This window comes from Streptomyces sp. WAC05374 (genome assembly GCF_004353505.1).
Taxonomy (GTDB): Bacteria; Actinomycetota; Actinomycetes; order Streptomycetales; family Streptomycetaceae; genus Streptomyces.
In genome coordinates this window covers 778,615-794,315 of sequence record NZ_SMNQ01000001.1, presented here as the reverse complement: position 1 = coordinate 794,315, position 15,701 = coordinate 778,615, and the positions used below count along the sequence as shown (strand labels likewise).

Below are 15,701 nucleotides of genomic sequence, written 5' to 3'. Positions count from 1 at the left end.
CAGCGTCGGAGCGGACCTCCGGGACGCCCTCCCCCGGGCCCATTCCCCGTGGTGGAGCAGGTGCGTTGACCCTGCACTGACCGTTCGGTTAGCCTCACCTAAGTCGGACGTGTCGTTCGCTGCGTGCCGTCTCGCATGTCGGTTGCCTCCAGGGGGAGTTGTCGTTGTCGGTCCAAGTCCAGGCGGCACCCGGGAGCAGGGCCGGCACTCCGCCGGGCCCTCCGGTGCGCCGGTCCGTCGTGGCGCTGCGCGGCCTCGGGCTCGTGGTCACTCTCGCGGCGCTGGTGGTCGTCGCGCTGCTGAGCGTCTGGACGGGAACCCGGGGCATCCCCTTCGGCTCGACCTGGAACCTCCTGTGGAACCCCGACGGGTCCGAGGCCTCGGTCATCATCCACGACTACCGCATCCCCAGAACGCTGCTGGCGCTCCTGGTCGGCATGGCCCTCGGGCTGTCGGGAGCGCTGATGCAGTCGCTGACCCGCAACCCGCTCGCCGATCCGGGCCTGCTCGGGGTGAGCCTCGGCGCGTCCACGGGAGTGGTCGTGGCCATCGGCTTCTTCGGCATCGCCTCGGCCCGGGGCTACCTGTGGTTCGCCTTCCTCGGCGCGGCCGCGGCCTCGGTGCTGGTCTTCGTCCTGGGCTCCGCCGGACGGTCCCTGGCCACGCCCGACCGCCTCGTCGTCGCCGGAGCCGCGGTGACGGCCGTGCTCTACGCCTTCAACTCCGCGGTGCTGCTGCTCCACCCGCGCGCCTTCGACTCGTTCCGCTTCTGGACGGTCGGTTCGCTGGCCGGCCGTGACACGGAGATCGTCCTCATCGTCCTGCCCTTCGTCGTGGTGGGTCTGCTGCTCGCCCTCGGCCTGGCCCCCTCGCTCAACGCCCTCGCCATGGGCGACCAGATGGGGCGCGCCCTGGGCGTGAACGTCGGCCGGACCCGGACGCTCGGCGCCGTCGCCGTCATGCTGCTGTGCGGAGCGGCCACCGCGGCGGCCGGCCCGATCGGCTTCGTGGGCCTGGTCGTTCCGCACGTGGCCCGGTTCGTGGTGGGCCCCGACCAGCGCTGGCTGTTCGCCTATTCGGTCCTGCTCGCCCCCGTCCTGCTGATCGGGTCCGATGTGCTCGGGCGCGTCCTCGGCGCGCCCGGCGAGATCCAGGTCGGCATCGTCACCGCGTTCCTCGGTGCCCCGCTCTTCATCGCGCTGTGCCGCCGCCGAAAGCTGGTCATGCTGTGAGTGCCGTACGAGAAGCAGGGGCCCCGGCCCCGGGTCCGGGGCGACCCGGCGGTCCGACGCCGCCCCGGGCTCCCGCGGCCGTCCGGGTCGTCACCGGGCGGGTCGTCCGCACCCGCACGGGCGGGATCTCCCTGCGGGTCCAGGGCCGCGCGCTGGCCGTGACGGCCGTGCTGCTGTGTGCCCTGGCGGCGGTCATGGGCGTCACGCTGACCACGGGTGACTTCCCCCTCTCCCTCGGTGAGGTGTTCGACGCCCTGTTCGGCAGCGGCGGAGGTGCCGCGGACTTCATCGTCAACACCCTGCGGATGCCGCGCCTGGTGACCGCCCTGTGCGTCGGCGCGGCCCTGGCCGTCAGCGGCGCGATCCTCCAGAGCCTGACGGGCAACGCGCTGGGCAGCCCGGACATCATCGGCTTCACCAACGGCTCGGCCACCGGGGCCCTGCTGGTCATCGTCGTGGCGCACGGAAGCATGACGCAGATCGCGCTCGGGGCGCTGGCCGGCGGCCTGGCCACCGCCGCGGCCGTCTCCCTGCTGCTGCTCGGCCGCGGCCTCAACGGATTCCGGCTGGTCGTCGTCGGCATCGGCGTCAGCGCCCTGCTCCTCGCCGTCAACTCCTACCTCATCACCCGCGCGAGCTGGCAGGAGGCGCTGGAGGCACAGGCGTGGCTGCTGGGCAGCCTGGGCAACCGCGGCTGGGTCCACGCGAACGCCATCGGCCTCGCGGTCCTCGTCCTGCTGCCGCTCGCCTTCGTCCTCGCCCGCCGTCTGTCGATGGTGGAGATGGGCGACGGCATCGCGACCGCACTGGGCGTCGACGTGGGCCGCACACGCGCGGCCCTGCTCGTCATCAGTGTCGCGCTGGCCGCGTTCGCCACCGCGGTGACGGGCCCCATCTGGTTCATCGCCCTGGCCGCGCCGCAACTGGCCCGGGGGCTGACCCGGTCGTCGGGCCCCGCCCTGGTGCCCTCCGCCCTCATGGGCGCCCTGCTGCTGGCACTGAGCGACCTCCTCGTACAGCGCCTCTTCGCGCCCGCGCTGCTGCCCGTGGGCACGGCCACCGGGACCATCGGCGGGCTGTACCTCATCTGGCTGCTGATCACCGAGTCCCGAAAGAGCCGCGCATGACTGGACCCCAGACCCCGGCACACCGACTGCGCGCCGAGGACCTCACGCTCGCCTACGACCAGCGGACCGTGGCCACCTCCCTGGGGGTGGACATCCCCGACCGGTCGTTCACCGTGATCCTCGGGCCGAACGCCTGCGGCAAGTCCACCCTGCTCAAGGCGCTCGCCCGGATGCTCAAGCCCAAGGCCGGCCAGGTCTACCTCGACGGGCAGTCCATCGCCTCCTACCGGTCCCGCGAAGTGGCCCGCCGGCTCGGGCTGCTCCCGCAGTCCTCCAACGCGCCCGGCGGCATCACCGTCGGCGACCTCGTGGCCCGCGGCCGCTACCCCCACCAGCGGCTGCTGAAGCAGTGGTCGGCGGAGGACGAGGACGCGGTGACCGAAGCCATGAGGCAGACCGGCGTGCTCGAACTCGCCGACCGGCCCGTGGACGACCTCTCGGGCGGCCAGCGCCAGCGCGTCTGGCTCGCCATGGTCCTGGCCCAGCAGACCTCCATCCTGCTCCTGGACGAGCCCACCACCTACCTGGACATCTCGCACCAGGTCGAGGTCCTCGACCTCTGCGCCGACCTCCACGCCCGCAAGGGGCACACGGTCGTGGCGGTCCTGCACGACCTCAACCAGGCGTGCCGCTACGCCACGCACCTCGTCGTCCTGCGGGCGGGCGGCACGGTCGCCGCCGAAGGCCCTCCCGCCGACGTCATGACCGCCGAGCTGGTCGAGGACGTGTTCGGGCTGCCCTGCCGGATCATCGACGACCCGGAGACCGGCACCCCGCTGATGGTGCCCGCCGCCCCCCGGCGCCACGTACCCGAGGGCGGTGCGGCCGCCGATCCCGTGATGGCCGAGACCAGCTAGGACCGACCCCATGATGCTGTGCAAGAGGCTCACGAACGCCACCTTCGTCACCATGGACCCCGCCCACCCCGTGGCCCGGGAGCTGGGCGTGTGGCGGGGACGGATCGCCGGACTCGACGACGCCGTGCGGTCCCTCCCCGCGCGTGAGGTGATCGACCTCCAGGGCGCCACGGTGCTCCCGGGATTCATCGACAGCCACGTCCACCTCGCGTGGACGGGCCTGAGAGCGGGCTCCCCGAGCCTCGCCGGTGTCACACGCGTCGAGGACGCCCTGGCCGTCGTCGAGGACGCGGCCTCCCGCAAGGGCGACCCCGGCTCGTGGGTGTCCGTCGGCGACTACGACCAGCGGGCCCTCGGCCGCCATCTGACCGCAGCGGAGCTGGACCGGGCCGGCCACGGCCGCCGGGTGTTCCTCATGCACACCTCCGGCCACGCCTGTGTGGTCAGCAGCGCGGTGCTCGACCTGCTCCCCGCCGACGTGCCCCACGACGACGGCCTCCTCGTGGAGAGCGCCATGGGGGCCGTACGGCGGCTTCGCCTGCCGTACTCGCAGAGCGAACTCGCGGACGCGATCGAGCACGCGGGACGGGTCTGTCTCGCCGAGGGCGTCACGGCCTGTGCCGAGGCGGGCATCGGCGGCGGCCTGCTGGGCCACAGCCCGGTCGAGCTCGGCGCCTACCAACTGCTGCGGGACCAGGGCCGACTGCCGCTGAGGGTCCAGCTCATGCCGGGCGGCGACACACTGCGGCCGCTCGGCGCCCACCGGGACGACGGCATCCCCCGCGCGCTGGACCTGGGCCTGAGGACCGGGTTCGGCGACGACTGGCTGTCCGTCGGCGCCCTCAAGATCTACACCGACGGCGGCATGATGGCCCGAACGGCCGCGCTCACGGAGCCGTACGAGGGCATGACCCACACCGGGCAGCTCCAGGACGACCCCGGCAGCCTGACGGACCTCATCGTGGACGGGCACCTGGCCGGCTGGCAGCTCGCCGTCCACGCCATCGGCGACCGCGCGGCCGACCTCGCCCTGGACGCGCTGGAGAAGGCGCAGGAGCTCAGGCCGCGCCCGGAGGCACGGCACCGCATCGAGCACGCGGGACTGATCAGACCCGACCAGCTTCCGCGGTTCGCCCGGCTCGGTGTCAGCGCCGTCGTCCAGCCCAGCTTCCTGCGCTACTTCGGCGACGACTACGCGACGGTGATGGGGCCGCGGCGGGCGCCGTGGATGTACCGGGGCCGGGGCTTCCTGGACCACGGGATCACGCTCGTCGGCAGCTCCGACCGCCCGGTGGCGGACGGCGCCCCGCTGCGCGCGATCCAGTTCATGGTCGAACGCGCCTCCACCTCGGGGCAGGTGATCGGCCCGGACGAGGGCATCACCGTGGAACAGGCGCTGCACGCGTACACGGTGGCCGGCGCGTACGCCTGCCGGTGGGACGACAGCGCCGGCAGCCTCACCCCGGGCAAGCGCGCCGACCTGGTGGTGCTCGGCGACGACCCGCGGCGCGTCGATCCCGCCAGGATCGGCGACATCGACGTCGTGGCGACGTTCGTGGACGGTCGAGAGGCGACGGAGGGCGGGAAGCTGTGAGCGGGTACCCGGACGTGATGGAGCGCCTGACGCCGTTGTGGGACACCGCGGTGTTCCCGCCCCGTTACGTGATCTGGGACGCGGGGGAGCGCGACCCCGTCGTCTTCGACCGGGAGTACAACGTCCCCGTCGACGTCGAGCCGGAGGTCCTGGAAGAGGTGCTGCGCCGGATGCGTGAGGCCGGTGTGCCGAAGAGCGCCGCGTACCCCGGCCGGCCGTGCGCCTAGGGGCACTCTTCCGGCCGAGGCCGGGCGTCGTGGGCGGCGCCCCGGATGGTTCCGGCTAGGTGGCCCGCCAGTACCCGAGCGCGTGCAGCCGTTCCCTGGGAACGCCGAGTTCCTTGCGGACGAAGGCGGCCAGTGTCCGCGTGGTGACGGTGTCGCAGGCGATCCACACGTAGGAGGCGGGGCCCAGGTGCTCCGGCAGTTCCGACCTCACCGTCCTGACCAGGTGCGCCCCGCCGTCGCGCCGGGGTACGTGGACGACCTCGCGGTCCGGGGCGCCGTGGCGCGGGATTCCCCGCTCGCGCGCCGGGTCCGGTGTCTCGAACCAGATCCTCGCCGGTGTCGAGGGCATGGACTCCAGCAGGGAGTTGATGGCGGGGCGCGAGGCGGGGTCGCCGACCACGAGCAGCCGCGAGGGCGGCGGGTCGGGCGGGGCGAACGCCGTGCCCTGCACGGTGGCGTGGATCGTGTCGCCGGGCCGGGCCCCGCGCGCCCAGTCGCCGGCCGGGCCGGTGTGCAGGGTGAACTCCATGGCGAAGGTCCCGGTTTCCGGATCCGGATCCACCAATGTGTAGCCCCGCTGGTGGGGGCGTCCCGCCCGTTCGAACCAGAGCCGCACCCACATCGTGGGATGGACGCCCGTGACGCCCAGCATGCCCCCGTCACCGAAGCGCAGCCGACGGAGGTGCTCGGAGACTTGCTCGTTCGACCGGACGGTGAACGTGAAGTCCTTGCCCCCCAGCAGCTTGAGGGTGACGCCCTGCCAGCCGTGTCGCACGAGCCCCCCTCTCCTTGAGGTAAGGAAGCCTAAGGTTGCGTCCGGCAGGGTGTCCAGGCCGCCGACGAGGCCGGCCCGCCGGCCGGACACCGCACAGGCCCACGCTCCGAACCGGACGGGGGCGGCGGCCGTGCTAGGTTCCCGCCCGACATGATCACACGCCTGATACCGCGCTCCACGCGCGCCCGTTGCCTGCTCGTCGCCGCCTGCGCCGCCCTGGCCCTCGTTCTCGGCCTCGCCCTCACCGGCGTGTTCGGGCCCCCCGAATACGGCCCCGAAGAGCGCCGTATCACCGTGGAGGCGGGCGACGCCTTCACCCTCGAGGTCCCGGCCCGGCCCTGGATGGGCGAGCACTGGTACCTGGCGGACGACCCCGGGCCCGACGCGGGCGTCATCGCGTACGAGGGCACCCGCGAGGAGATCGAGGGGACCGACGAGGACATCGCCGGCGGCGGGGACGGCACCGCCTACTTCGACTTCACCGCCCGCGCCCCGGGGACGACGACGGTGACCCTGCTCCACTGCCCGATGGCCCGCTGCGCGGGTGTCGCGGGGGCGAGGGCCAGCGCCTCGCCCGTCCCCACGGCCGGTGCGACGGAACGGCCGGGCGACGACCCGGCGTTCTTCCGTTACGAGATCACCGTTCGCTGACCCGTCACCGGCTCTTCACCGGCTCCTCGCTGACGAGATTTCTACCAAGGGGTAGGCCCGGGCGGCCCTCCTGCTATACGGTCCGACCCACAGCTTGTTTACGTCACGTCTAACAAGCTGTGACCGAGCCACCGGAGCGAGGAAACCCCGCTCGACCCGAGGAGCCCCCGCATGGCACGCAGCACTGTCCGGCACGAGGTCCGCACCGGTCCCCCCGCACACGACGTCGCCCGCCGCCTGCTCGACTCGGCGGCCACACTGTCGTACGACCCGGCCACCGAGGTCGACTGGGAGACACCGCTCGACAAGGACTTCCACGGCGCCAGCCCCGAGTGGAGCACCCTGTACGGCACGGCGTACTGGCGCGAGATGACCGAGGAGCAGCGCAAGGAGCTGACCCGGCAGGAAGCGGCGTCGGTGGCCAGCACCGGCATCTGGTTCGAGATGATCCTCCAGCAGATGGTGCTGCGCGACATCTACGCCAAGGACCCCACCGACCCCCGCTTCCAGTGGGCGCTCACCGAGATCGCCGACGAGTGCCGCCACTCGATCATGTTCGCCCGGGGGGCCCAGAAGCTCGGAGCGCCCGCCTACCGGCCGCACAGGGTCGCCGTCGAACTCGGCCGCGCGTTCAAGACCGTCGCCTTCGGCGAGGCCGCGTACGCCGCCATCCTCGTCGCCGAGGAGGTGCTCGACGTCATGCAGCGCGACTGGATGCGTGACACCCGGGTCGTGCCCTTCGTCCGCACCATCAACAACATCCACGTCGTGGAGGAGTCGCGGCACATGAAGTTCGCCCGCGACGAGACCCGCAAGCGCCTGGAGGAGGCGGGGCCGCTGCGCCGCCGCGTCCACGCCCTGGTCATCGCGATCGCGTCGTACGTCATCGTCACCAGCATGGTGAACAAGGACGTCTACCGGCACGCCGGACTCGACACCGAGCGCGCCGTGCGCGAGGCCCGGGCCAACGAGCACCACAGGGCCCTGATGCGGTCGAGCTGCTCCGGCCTCATGGAGTTCCTCGCCTCGGCCGGGCTCCTCACCCGGCCCGCCCTGGTGTTCTACAAGCGCGCCCACCTGATCTGACCGGAGCGGGACCGAGCCGACGCCATGACCTTCGCCATCACCCAGACCTGCTGCGGCGACGCCACCTGCGTCTCCGTGTGCCCCGTCAACTGCATCCACCCCGCCCCCGGCGAGCCGGGGTTCGGCACCACCGAGATGCTGTACATCGATCCCCGGGCGTGCATCGACTGCGGCGCCTGCGCCGACGCCTGCCCGGTGGACGCCGTCTTCCCCGCCGACGAACTCCCAAAGGCGCAGCGGCACTTCGCCGGCATCAACGCGGCCCACTTCGCGGACGCGCCGCCCCCGCCGGACGACCACGGACCGAACTTCCACGCCTGGGGCGCACCCCGCTTCGAGCGCGACCTGCCGGCCGACTTCGCGCCGATCCGGGTCGCCGTCGTGGGTACCGGGCCCGCCGGCATGTACGCCGCCGAAGACCTCCTGCTCCACACCAACGCCCACGTGACCCTGCTGGACCGGCTCCCGGTCGCCGGCGGCCTCGTACGGTACGGCGTCGCCCCCGACCACCCGGCGACCAAGCGCATCGGCGACACCTTCGCCCGGTTCCACTCCCACCCCCGCGTCCGGCTCCACCTGGGCGTCGAGGTGGGCCGGGACATCACGGCCGGGGAACTCGCCGCCCACCACCACGCCGTCGTCTACGCGGTGGGCGCCCGCACCGACCGCAGGCTCGGGATACCGGGCGAGGACCTGCCCGGCAGCCTCTCCGCCACCACGTTCGTCTCCTGGTACAACGCGCACCCGGAGGTCGCCCCCGACGCGGTCCGCCTGTCCGGCGAGCGCGTGGTCGTGGTCGGCAACGGCAACGTCGCCCTGGACGTCGCCCGCATCCTGCTCACCGACCCCGATGCGCTCGCCGCCACCGACATCGCGGACCACGCCCTGGCCGCCCTGCGCGCGTCACGGGTGCGTGAAGTGGTGCTGCTCGGGCGGCGCGGACCGGCGGACGCGGCGTACACGGCGCCCGAACTGCTGGCCCTGTCCCACCTGGACGGCGTGGAGACGGTCGTCGACGACCACGACCCGCGCACCGGTGAGGCCGTCGACGGAGCCGGACCGGGCGGTAAGGCCGGGCTCCTGCGGGGCCTGCCACGGGAGCGGACCGACTGGTCACGGCCACCGGCACCGGGGCGCCGGATCGTGTTCCGCTTCCACTCCGCACCCGTCGAGGTCCTCGGTGCCGGCGCCGCCCGCGCCGTGCGCGTGACGGAGGGGGACGGGCACCGGGAGATCCCGGCCGGCATGGTCCTGCGCGCGGTCGGCCACCGGGGCGAGCCGGTGCCGGGGCTGCCGTTCGACGAGGCGGCCGGGACCGTACCGCACGAGGCGGGCCGCGTGGCCGGAGCGCCGGGCACCTACGTCGTCGGGTGGATCAAGCGCGGCCCGTCCGGGGGCATCGGGGCCAACCGCACCTGCGCCGCCGAGACGGTGGGCGCCCTCCTCGCCGACGCGGTCGCCGGCCGCCTGCCCGAACCGCCCGGCGGTGCCAAGGAGTTCCGCCGGCTGCTGCGCCGCCGCGGGCGGGACGTCGTCGACGCCCGAGGGCTGGCCGCCATCGACAGGGCCGAGCTGACCAGGGGCCGCCTCGCCGGCCGCCCCCGCGTCAAACTGGCCACGGTCGAGGAACTGCGGGCGACGGCACGGCGCGTCCCCCGGCTGACCGGCCGCTGAACGGTCACCGGCCGCCGGGCCGCCCGTGAGGCGGCGGCCCGGCCGGCGGCCCGCGTCAGCACGCCTGGCGCCAGGTGTCCAGCCGTGGCCGCTTGCGCATGGACGACAGACCCAGCTCGCGCGCCTCGGCGCAGAAGTCGGCCGGGGCCAGCGCGTACTCGACGTGGAACACCGCCTTGCCCGCCCGGACGAACGGGGTGAGCCGCCCGCACTCGCCGTACTCCGCGCACTGCTCGTTGACCGCGAAGTCGAAGTCACCGACGAGCGCGGGGATCTGCGGCAGGTCGTTCTTCAGCCCCACCGACAAACCCCGCTCCCGCGCGGCCCGGGCGAGCATCCTGTTGTACGCGAGCTGGTCCGCCGCCACCAGCGGGAACCCGGTGTCGTGCAGGTAGCCGTCCATGAGGTCCGGCTCCACCGCGTCGAACCCCTTGCGGCGGCACATGTCCAGCCGCCGCTCCATCAGGGGCCGCAGCACGTCCAGACGGCGGATGTCCAGCCAGCGTTCGCCGGCCCAGCCGTTGGGCCTGCCCCGCACCGATTCGGGGAAGTCGTCCCTGTCGGGGCGGAAGTCCTCCCAGGCACCCGCGTTGACGTAGCAGATGACGCGCCGCCCCTCACGGTGGAGCCGTGCCACGTCGCCCGCCGTGTTCTCGAAGCCGTCGATGTCGTACACGGGCACGTCGGCACCCGGATCGACCCGCCCGTCGAGCTGCCACTGCCACGGCGTGCCCGGCCGCGGCACCCACCGCGCCGCCGGCGGCGGGCCGGGCACCGGGGAGGTGTCCCCGGTGCACCCCGCCACCACCAGCAGCAGCGCGGCCAGCAGCAGTGCCGGACGCCCGCCGGTCCGGCCGCGACCGCTCACCGCACGGCACCCCCTCCCGGCGCCGCCACGGCACCGCCCGCCCCCGCCCGGCCGGCCCGTCCCGGCGGCCCGCCGGCGACGGACGCCCACAGCGCCGCCAGCGAGTCCTCCAGCCCCAGGCGCGGCTCCCAGCCCAGCGCCCGGCGCGCGGCTGTGATGTCGGAGCACTGCCAGCCGACGGCCGCGGAACGCGCCGACCCGCCGCCCGCCTCCTCGATCCGGCCCGCGAACCCGGCCGTACGGACCAGGGTGCGCACCAGTTCGCGCACCCGCACCGCCCGCCCGCCGCCGACGTTGAGCACCGGCGGCACCGGCTCCGGCCGGGTCGCCGCGAGCACCGCGGCCCGGGCGACGTCCCGTACGTCGACGAAGTCGCGGTACGCGGAGAGGTCACCGAGCCGGACCACCTCCGCCGTGTCGCCGCCCGCCCGGTGCAGCCGCCTCGCCAGCCCGCCGGGCAGGCCCGCCTCCGGAGCGCCCGGACCCACCGGATTGCCCACCCGCAGGACCACGGCGTCGAGGCCCGAGGAGGTCACGGCGACCGTGCCGGCGAGCTTGGTCGCCCCGTAGGGCGCGACCGGCCGGGTCGGCGCCTCCTCCGTGACCGTCTCACCGGCCCGGCCGGGGCCGTACTCCGCCGCCGAGCCGAGGTGGACCAGCCGGGCGCGGGGCGCGGCCTCCCGCAGCGCGGCGCACAGCACGGCCGCCCCCCGGGCGTTCACCTCGGCCAGGGTCACCGGGTCGCCTCCCACCGCCCCCGCGCAGTTGACCACCGCGTCGGGCGAGAGCGCGGCCAGCGCCTCGGCGAGCCGCCCGGCGCGGGCCGTGGCGAGGTCGACCACCAGGTCCGCGCCGGGGGACCGGGCACCGATGAGCGTGCGCACCCCCTCGGTGGCGCCCAACCGCTCGGTGACGTGACTCCCCAGGAAGCCCGAGGAGCCGAGGACCAGGATGCGCATCGGGTCTCAGACCCCCTTCAGCAGGAGCGACTGGTGGGTGGTGAACTCGGCGTTGGCCCGGTCGTAGTCGTCGGGGCGCCCGATGTCGAGCCAGTACCCGTCGAACTCGTACGCCGCCGGAGGGCGCGAGGTCTCCAGCAGGTCCAGGATCAGCTCGTCGAAGCCCAGCGGAAGCCCCGGCGTGTAGGCCTCCAGGGTGGCGCGCGACAGCCCGTACACGCCCATCGAGACCCGGTAGTCCAGGCTCGGCTTCTCCCGGAAGCCCACGACCCGGCCCGCGTCGGTGGTGAGCACACCGAAGTCGATGTGCACCTTGCGGCAGTAGGTCGCGATCGTCAGGGGCGCGCCGCCGTCCGTGTGGCGCCGCAGCAGATCGGCGTAGTCGAGGTCGGTCAGGACGTCACCGTTCATCACCAGGAAGGACTCCGGCAGCCGGTCGCGGATCGTCAGCAGCGGTCCGATGGTGCCCAGCGGGCTCTCCTCGGTGGAGTAGTCGACGTCCATGCCCCAGCGCGAGCCGTTGCCGACGTAGGCGCGGATGATCTGCCCGAGGTGGCCGATGGCCAGGGTGCAGCTCGTGAAGCCGGCCGACGCGAGCTGCCGCAGCACGATCTCCAGGATCGCGTGCTGGTCCCCGATGGGGACCAGCGGCTTGGGCAGGGCGGTGGTGTACGGACGCAGCCGGACGCCCTTGCCCCCGGCGAGTATCACAGCGTGCATGGGAACCCTCCCTCTCCATGGAAATCGGTGGGTCAGATGTTGTAGATGTCCGTCTTGTACCGGGCGAGATGTGCCGGGTCGCGGAAGAACTCCACCGTCCGGGCGAGCCCGTCCTCCAGGTCGTGCGCCGGGGTCCAGCCCGTGGCCTCCCGCAGCCGGGTGGCGTCCGCGACCAGCCGCATCACCTCCGACGCGGCCGGCCGCACGCGCTGCGGGTCCTCCTGTACGTCGAGCCCGGCGTCCATCACCTTGCCGATCAGGCGGACCAGGTCGCCGACCGAGATCTCCTGCCCCGTACCGGCGTTGAAGGTCCGCCCCACGACCCGGTCCGCCGGGGCGGTGCCCACGGCGAGGAACGCCCGGGCGGTGTCGGCGACATAGGTGAAGTCCCGCGTCGGCCGCAGGTCCCCGAGCGTGATCGTGCGGGACCCGGCCGCGACCTGCCCGATGACCGTCGGGATGACGGCCCGCATCGACTGCCGGGGGCCGAAGGTGTTGAAGGGGCGCAGCGTGACCACCGGGGTGCCGAAGCTGGCGTGGTAGCTGTCCGCGAGCCGGTCCCCGCCCGCCTTGGACGCCGCGTACGGCGACTGGGTGTTGATGGGGTGGTCCTCGGTGATGGGCACCGTACGGGCGGTGCCGTACGTCTCGCTCGTGGAGGTGTGCACCAGCCGGGGCGTCCCCAGCGTCCGTACCGCCTCCAGCACGTTGAGGGTGCCCGTGACGTTGGTGTCGACGTAGCTGTGCGGCGCCCGGTAGGAGTACGGGATCGCGATGAGCGCGGCCAGGTGGTACACCGCGTCCGCCCCCTCGGCCAGCGCGCGCACCGAGCCCGGGTCGCGCACGTCGCCCAGGACGATCTCGACCTCGTCGAGCACGTCGCGCGGGAGCACCTCCAGCCAGCCGTACGAGGAGAAGGAGTTGTACTGCGCCATGGCGCGCACCCGGTGCCCGGAGGCCACCAGGGCCTGGGTCAGGTGGGAGCCGATGAAACCGTCGGCTCCGGTGACTGCGGCGAGCGGTGCGGAGGTCACGTGGTCGTCCTTTCGTCCGGTGAGCATGGCGGGCGTGCACTGCGAGGTGGTGCCGGTGGTACGTCGGTGGTCAGGCGTGCGCGAAGGGGCGGCCCAGGGAGTACAGGGCGAGGCCGGCCAGGACGGTCGCGGCCGTGGCACAGCAGGCGGTGGCGAGCCATGGCCACGGGGACGGGCCGGTGGCCGCCACCGCGACCGGCGCCGCGGCCGCGAGGCAGACGCCCGCCGGAGGCCAGCCGACGCCGAACGCCTGCAACAGCAGCGCCACCCACAACACGGCGCCCAGCGCGGCCAGTTCCCCCGCGGGCGCCCCCGTCAGCAGCGCGGCCGGAACCAGGGGCACCGTGTACGCCCCGAGACATACCGCCAGGGCGCGCGCCACCCGCAGCCGGAAACCGCGCATCGTGGTCGAGGCCCGCAGCGCCGCCACCGCCGCCCCCCGGAAGCGGTACAGCAGCCACTCCGCGGGCCCCATGCTGATGGTGAGCGCCACCACGGCGTAGGGATGCCGGGCACCGGCCGACAGCACGAGCACCCCGGCCGCCAGCCCGAACAGCCCGTACGGCACGGAGGGCAGGTGCCCCGGCCGGGCGGCTCCCGGCACCGCGGCCGCCCCGAGGGCGTCCCGCACCGCGCGCACCGCCAGGACGGCCGTCGCCGCCAGCGACAGCAGGGGCAGCCCCACCCGTACGGCGGGCCCCGGCTCCCCGTGCAGCAGCAGCGCCCCACCGGCGGTGAGCGGGACCAGAGCCGCCGCCAGCAGCCGCTCCCGGCCCAGCACCAGCAGGACGCCCGCGGCGGCGAGGTACACGGACTGACCCAGGGCGAACAGCGCCGCCGCCCCCGGCCCGGCCACCGCCAGCCCCGCCAGGGCCGCGAGGACCGCGCCCGCCGGTGCCCCGGTGCTCAGGGTGAGCCCCGCCTCGCGCCGCCCGGTGGCCAGGCGGCCGTACGTCCGGTGGCTCAGCGCCTGTCCCCAGGCCCAGGACAGCAGCCCCGCGACGACGAGCGCGGGCACCGCCCCCGGGCCGTTCCACCACGGTGCCGTCAGCGGGTAGGACAGCCCGGGCAGCGCGAACAGCAGCCCGCGCAGCACGCAGCGCAGGTGGTCGGGGGCCCACGGGTCGGCCCCCGGGCCGGGCTCCGGGAAACCGCGCGGCACCCGCCGGTGGAGCTCCCGCGCGAGCGAGAAGATGTCCGGGTGCCCGTACCGCTCCCGTACCTGATCGCCCGTCAGCCCCTCGGACTCCAGCAGGGCGGCGACCTCGTACGGGTGCACGGCGGGGGCCGTCCGGTCCGCCAGTTGGGCGGCCAGCTCGTCGACGGGCCCCGCGACGCGCAGCGGGACGGTGTCGCCGTCGGGCCGCGCCGGGGAGGGGCCGTTCATCCGGCCACGCTCCCGCGCCCGGCGGAGGGAACGGCACCCTGGGGAACGGGGACACCTGCGGGGACAGTGCCCGAGGAGAGCTCCAGGTAGATCGAGCGGAACGTCTCCACGGTCTGCCGCAGCGTGAACTGCTCGATCACCCGCAGCCGGGCCGCCTCGCCCATCGCCGCCCGGCGGGGCGCGTCGGTCAGCAGCTCCAGCGCCGCCGCCGCCATCGCCTCCGGGTCGCGCGGCGGCACCACCAGCCCCGCCGTCCCCACCGCCTCGCGGACCCCGCCCACATCCGTGGAGACGGTGGCCCGGCCGCACGACATCGCCTCGATGAGGGTGAAGGGGAACCCCTCGCTGATGCTCGACAGCATCACCACGTTGCCCGCCGCGTAGGCGTCGCGGATGTCCTCCACCCGGCCCTCGAAGGTCACGGCGTCACCGTGCCCCAGCGACCGGGCCAGCTCCTCGCACCGCTCCCGGTACGCCTCACCGCCCCGGGGCGTCCCGCCGAAGAGCCGCAGGGCGGCCTCCGGCACCCGTTCGCGCACCAGCGCGAAGGCACGTATCAGCGTCTCCAGGTCCTTGATCGGGTCGACGCGGCCGGCCCAGCTCAGGGTGGGTTGGAGCGGTTCCGGACCGGCCGCCGGGAACGCCGCCGGGTCGACGCCGTTGTAGACCGTACGGATCAGGGCGGGGTCCGCGCCGCCCTGCTCCTCCCACAGCCGGTTGTAACGGTTGCCCGGGGTGATCAGGGCCGCCCGGCGGTACGTCTCACCCGCCAGGAGCCGGAAGAAGCCCAGCATCACCGCCTTCACGGGCCAGCGGTAGGGAGCCCCGCGATAGCCGAGGTACCGCTCCCGCAGGTACACCCCGTGCTCCGTCAGCAGCAGCGGAACGCCGTACAACTCGTGTGCGGCGAGGCCGGGGAGGGCCGCGATGCCGCCGCTGACCGCGTGGGCCACGCCCCGGCGCGGCGGGTCGGCCGCCAGCGGCCGCAGGGCGTGCTCCAGCAGGTTCGTCGCCGTCACGGCGTCGTGCAGCGTGGGCCGGGCCTCCCGGACCGTCAGACCGGGGCGGTTCCACACCCCGGTGAGCACCCGGATCGCGCGGTCCTCCCGCAGCGCGGGGGTGAGGAGCCCGTCACGGGCGGCACGGGCCAGTTCGTGCAGCGCCGGCCCGAACAGCTCCTCCTGGACCGGGTCGAGCAGGGCGGTGAGGAACCCCTCGTACGCCGCCATGAGACGGCGACGGCGACGCCCGGCGGGCGGGGAACCGGCCGGAGTGGGGCCCCACATGGGGACCGAGACCGGCTCGGCCACATGGGACGGGATCTCCCAGACGAGCGGCTCACGGCCGGTGCCGGTCACCGCGATCACCTCGAAGTCGATGTCGGGCATGCCGTTGACGAGCTGGTCGCACCAGACGCTGACCCCGCCGTGACTGTGCGGGTAGGTGCCCTCGGTGAGCAGGGTGACGCGCGCCGCGCCGGTGCGCGACGTGGGGTGCGGTATGTGCATGG

At 74.2% G+C, this 15,701-nt stretch carries 15 protein-coding genes; 8 read left to right on the top strand and 7 right to left on the bottom strand.

The genetic code is table 11. The features are described from left to right. Positions 1–224: 224 nt before the first annotated feature. From E2B92_RS03615 to E2B92_RS03595, 5 genes are read left to right on the top strand one after another with little or no spacing between them, the layout of a single operon-like run. Positions 225–1,232, top strand: coding sequence for a FecCD family ABC transporter permease (locus tag E2B92_RS03615; protein ID WP_235023669.1), 1,008 nt, complete (start codon positions 225–227; stop codon positions 1,230–1,232). Next, the gene (locus tag E2B92_RS03610; RefSeq protein ID WP_126883338.1) at positions 1,229–2,359 is read left to right on the top strand and encodes a FecCD family ABC transporter permease; all 1,131 of its coding nucleotides are present in this window, start codon (positions 1,229–1,231) and stop codon (positions 2,357–2,359) included. Before E2B92_RS03615 ends, E2B92_RS03610 begins: the two co-directional genes overlap by 4 nt. After that, the gene (locus E2B92_RS03605; protein ID WP_126883337.1) at positions 2,356–3,216 is read left to right on the top strand and encodes an ABC transporter ATP-binding protein; all 861 of its coding nucleotides are present in this window, start codon (positions 2,356–2,358) and stop codon (positions 3,214–3,216) included. Before E2B92_RS03610 ends, E2B92_RS03605 begins: the two co-directional genes overlap by 4 nt. Before the next feature lie 13 nt (positions 3,217–3,229). Next, positions 3,230–4,810 carry an amidohydrolase gene (locus E2B92_RS03600; RefSeq protein ID WP_126883355.1) on the top strand — a complete coding sequence of 527 codons (1,581 nt, stop codon included), beginning with the start codon at positions 3,230–3,232 and terminating at the stop codon, positions 4,808–4,810. Then, positions 4,807–5,037: a hypothetical protein gene (locus E2B92_RS03595; protein ID WP_126883336.1), complete on the top strand. Its 231-nt coding sequence runs from the start codon at positions 4,807–4,809 to the stop codon at positions 5,035–5,037. Before E2B92_RS03600 ends, E2B92_RS03595 begins: the two co-directional genes overlap by 4 nt. 55 nt (positions 5,038–5,092) lie before the next feature. On the opposite strand, the gene E2B92_RS03590 is transcribed toward E2B92_RS03595, so the two are convergent. Then, positions 5,093–5,812, bottom strand: a complete 720-nt coding sequence (locus E2B92_RS03590; RefSeq protein WP_126883335.1) for a siderophore-interacting protein — start codon at positions 5,810–5,812, stop codon at positions 5,093–5,095. 150 nt (positions 5,813–5,962) lie between these two features. Between E2B92_RS03590 and E2B92_RS03585 the strand changes: the two genes are divergently transcribed. From E2B92_RS03585 to E2B92_RS03575, 3 genes are all read left to right on the top strand, one after another. After that, on the top strand, positions 5,963–6,463 hold the full coding sequence (locus tag E2B92_RS03585; RefSeq protein ID WP_126883334.1) for a protease inhibitor I42 family protein: 501 nt from the start codon (positions 5,963–5,965) through the stop codon (positions 6,461–6,463). A gap of 171 nt (positions 6,464–6,634) precedes the next feature. Continuing rightward, complete coding sequence (locus tag E2B92_RS03580) at positions 6,635–7,549, top strand: AurF N-oxygenase family protein (protein WP_126883333.1); 915 nt, start codon at positions 6,635–6,637, stop codon at positions 7,547–7,549. A gap of 24 nt (positions 7,550–7,573) precedes the next feature. After that, positions 7,574–9,223, top strand: a complete 1,650-nt coding sequence (locus E2B92_RS03575) for an FAD-dependent oxidoreductase (protein WP_126883332.1) — start codon at positions 7,574–7,576, stop codon at positions 9,221–9,223. Positions 9,224–9,278: 55 nt separating this feature from the next. On the opposite strand, the gene E2B92_RS03570 is transcribed toward E2B92_RS03575, so the two are convergent. The 6 genes from E2B92_RS03570 to pelF form a co-directional block, all read right to left on the bottom strand. Then, positions 9,279–10,091, bottom strand: a complete 813-nt coding sequence (locus E2B92_RS03570; RefSeq protein ID WP_185923486.1) for an endo alpha-1,4 polygalactosaminidase — start codon at positions 10,089–10,091, stop codon at positions 9,279–9,281. After that, positions 10,088–11,050 (bottom strand): NAD-dependent epimerase/dehydratase family protein, encoded by a 963-nt coding sequence (locus E2B92_RS03565; RefSeq protein ID WP_126883331.1) that lies wholly within the window; start codon positions 11,048–11,050, stop codon positions 10,088–10,090. The genes E2B92_RS03570 and E2B92_RS03565 overlap by 4 nt, the downstream gene beginning before the upstream one ends. Positions 11,051–11,056: 6 nt before the next feature. After that, positions 11,057–11,770: a nucleotidyltransferase family protein gene (locus E2B92_RS03560; protein WP_126883330.1), complete on the bottom strand. Its 714-nt coding sequence runs from the start codon at positions 11,768–11,770 to the stop codon at positions 11,057–11,059. 32 nt (positions 11,771–11,802) lie between these two features. Beyond that, a complete protein-coding gene (locus E2B92_RS03555) occupies positions 11,803–12,804 on the bottom strand; it encodes a GDP-mannose 4,6-dehydratase (protein ID WP_126883329.1) in 1,002 nt (333 codons plus the stop codon). A gap of 70 nt (positions 12,805–12,874) precedes the next feature. Next, positions 12,875–14,191 (bottom strand): hypothetical protein, encoded by a 1,317-nt coding sequence (locus E2B92_RS03550; protein ID WP_126883328.1) that lies wholly within the window; start codon positions 14,189–14,191, stop codon positions 12,875–12,877. After that, complete coding sequence (pelF, locus tag E2B92_RS03545; RefSeq protein ID WP_126883327.1) at positions 14,188–15,699, bottom strand: GT4 family glycosyltransferase PelF; 1,512 nt, start codon at positions 15,697–15,699, stop codon at positions 14,188–14,190. Before pelF ends, E2B92_RS03550 begins: the two co-directional genes overlap by 4 nt. Positions 15,700–15,701 lie beyond the last annotated feature (2 nt).

What these genes read in the sequence shown, in the direction of transcription:
- E2B92_RS03605 (WP_126883337.1), top strand. Translation starts at nt 2,356, where the DNA reads ATGACTGGACCCCAGACCCCGGCACACCGACTGCGCGCCGAGGACCTC.
- E2B92_RS03600 (WP_126883355.1), top strand. Translation starts at nt 3,230, where the DNA reads ATGCTGTGCAAGAGGCTCACGAACGCCACCTTCGTCACCATGGACCCC.
- E2B92_RS03585 (WP_126883334.1), top strand. Translation starts at nt 5,963, where the DNA reads ATGATCACACGCCTGATACCGCGCTCCACGCGCGCCCGTTGCCTGCTC.
- E2B92_RS03580 (WP_126883333.1), top strand. Translation starts at nt 6,635, where the DNA reads ATGGCACGCAGCACTGTCCGGCACGAGGTCCGCACCGGTCCCCCCGCA.
- E2B92_RS03575 (WP_126883332.1), top strand. Translation starts at nt 7,574, where the DNA reads ATGACCTTCGCCATCACCCAGACCTGCTGCGGCGACGCCACCTGCGTC.
- E2B92_RS03565 (WP_126883331.1), bottom strand. Translation starts at nt 11,050, where the DNA reads ATGCGCATCCTGGTCCTCGGCTCCTCGGGCTTCCTGGGGAGTCACGTC.
- E2B92_RS03560 (WP_126883330.1), bottom strand. Translation starts at nt 11,770, where the DNA reads ATGCACGCTGTGATACTCGCCGGGGGCAAGGGCGTCCGGCTGCGTCCG.
- E2B92_RS03550 (WP_126883328.1), bottom strand. Translation starts at nt 14,191, where the DNA reads ATGAACGGCCCCTCCCCGGCGCGGCCCGACGGCGACACCGTCCCGCTG.
- pelF (WP_126883327.1), bottom strand. Translation starts at nt 15,699, where the DNA reads ATGCACATACCGCACCCCACGTCGCGCACCGGCGCGGCGCGCGTCACC.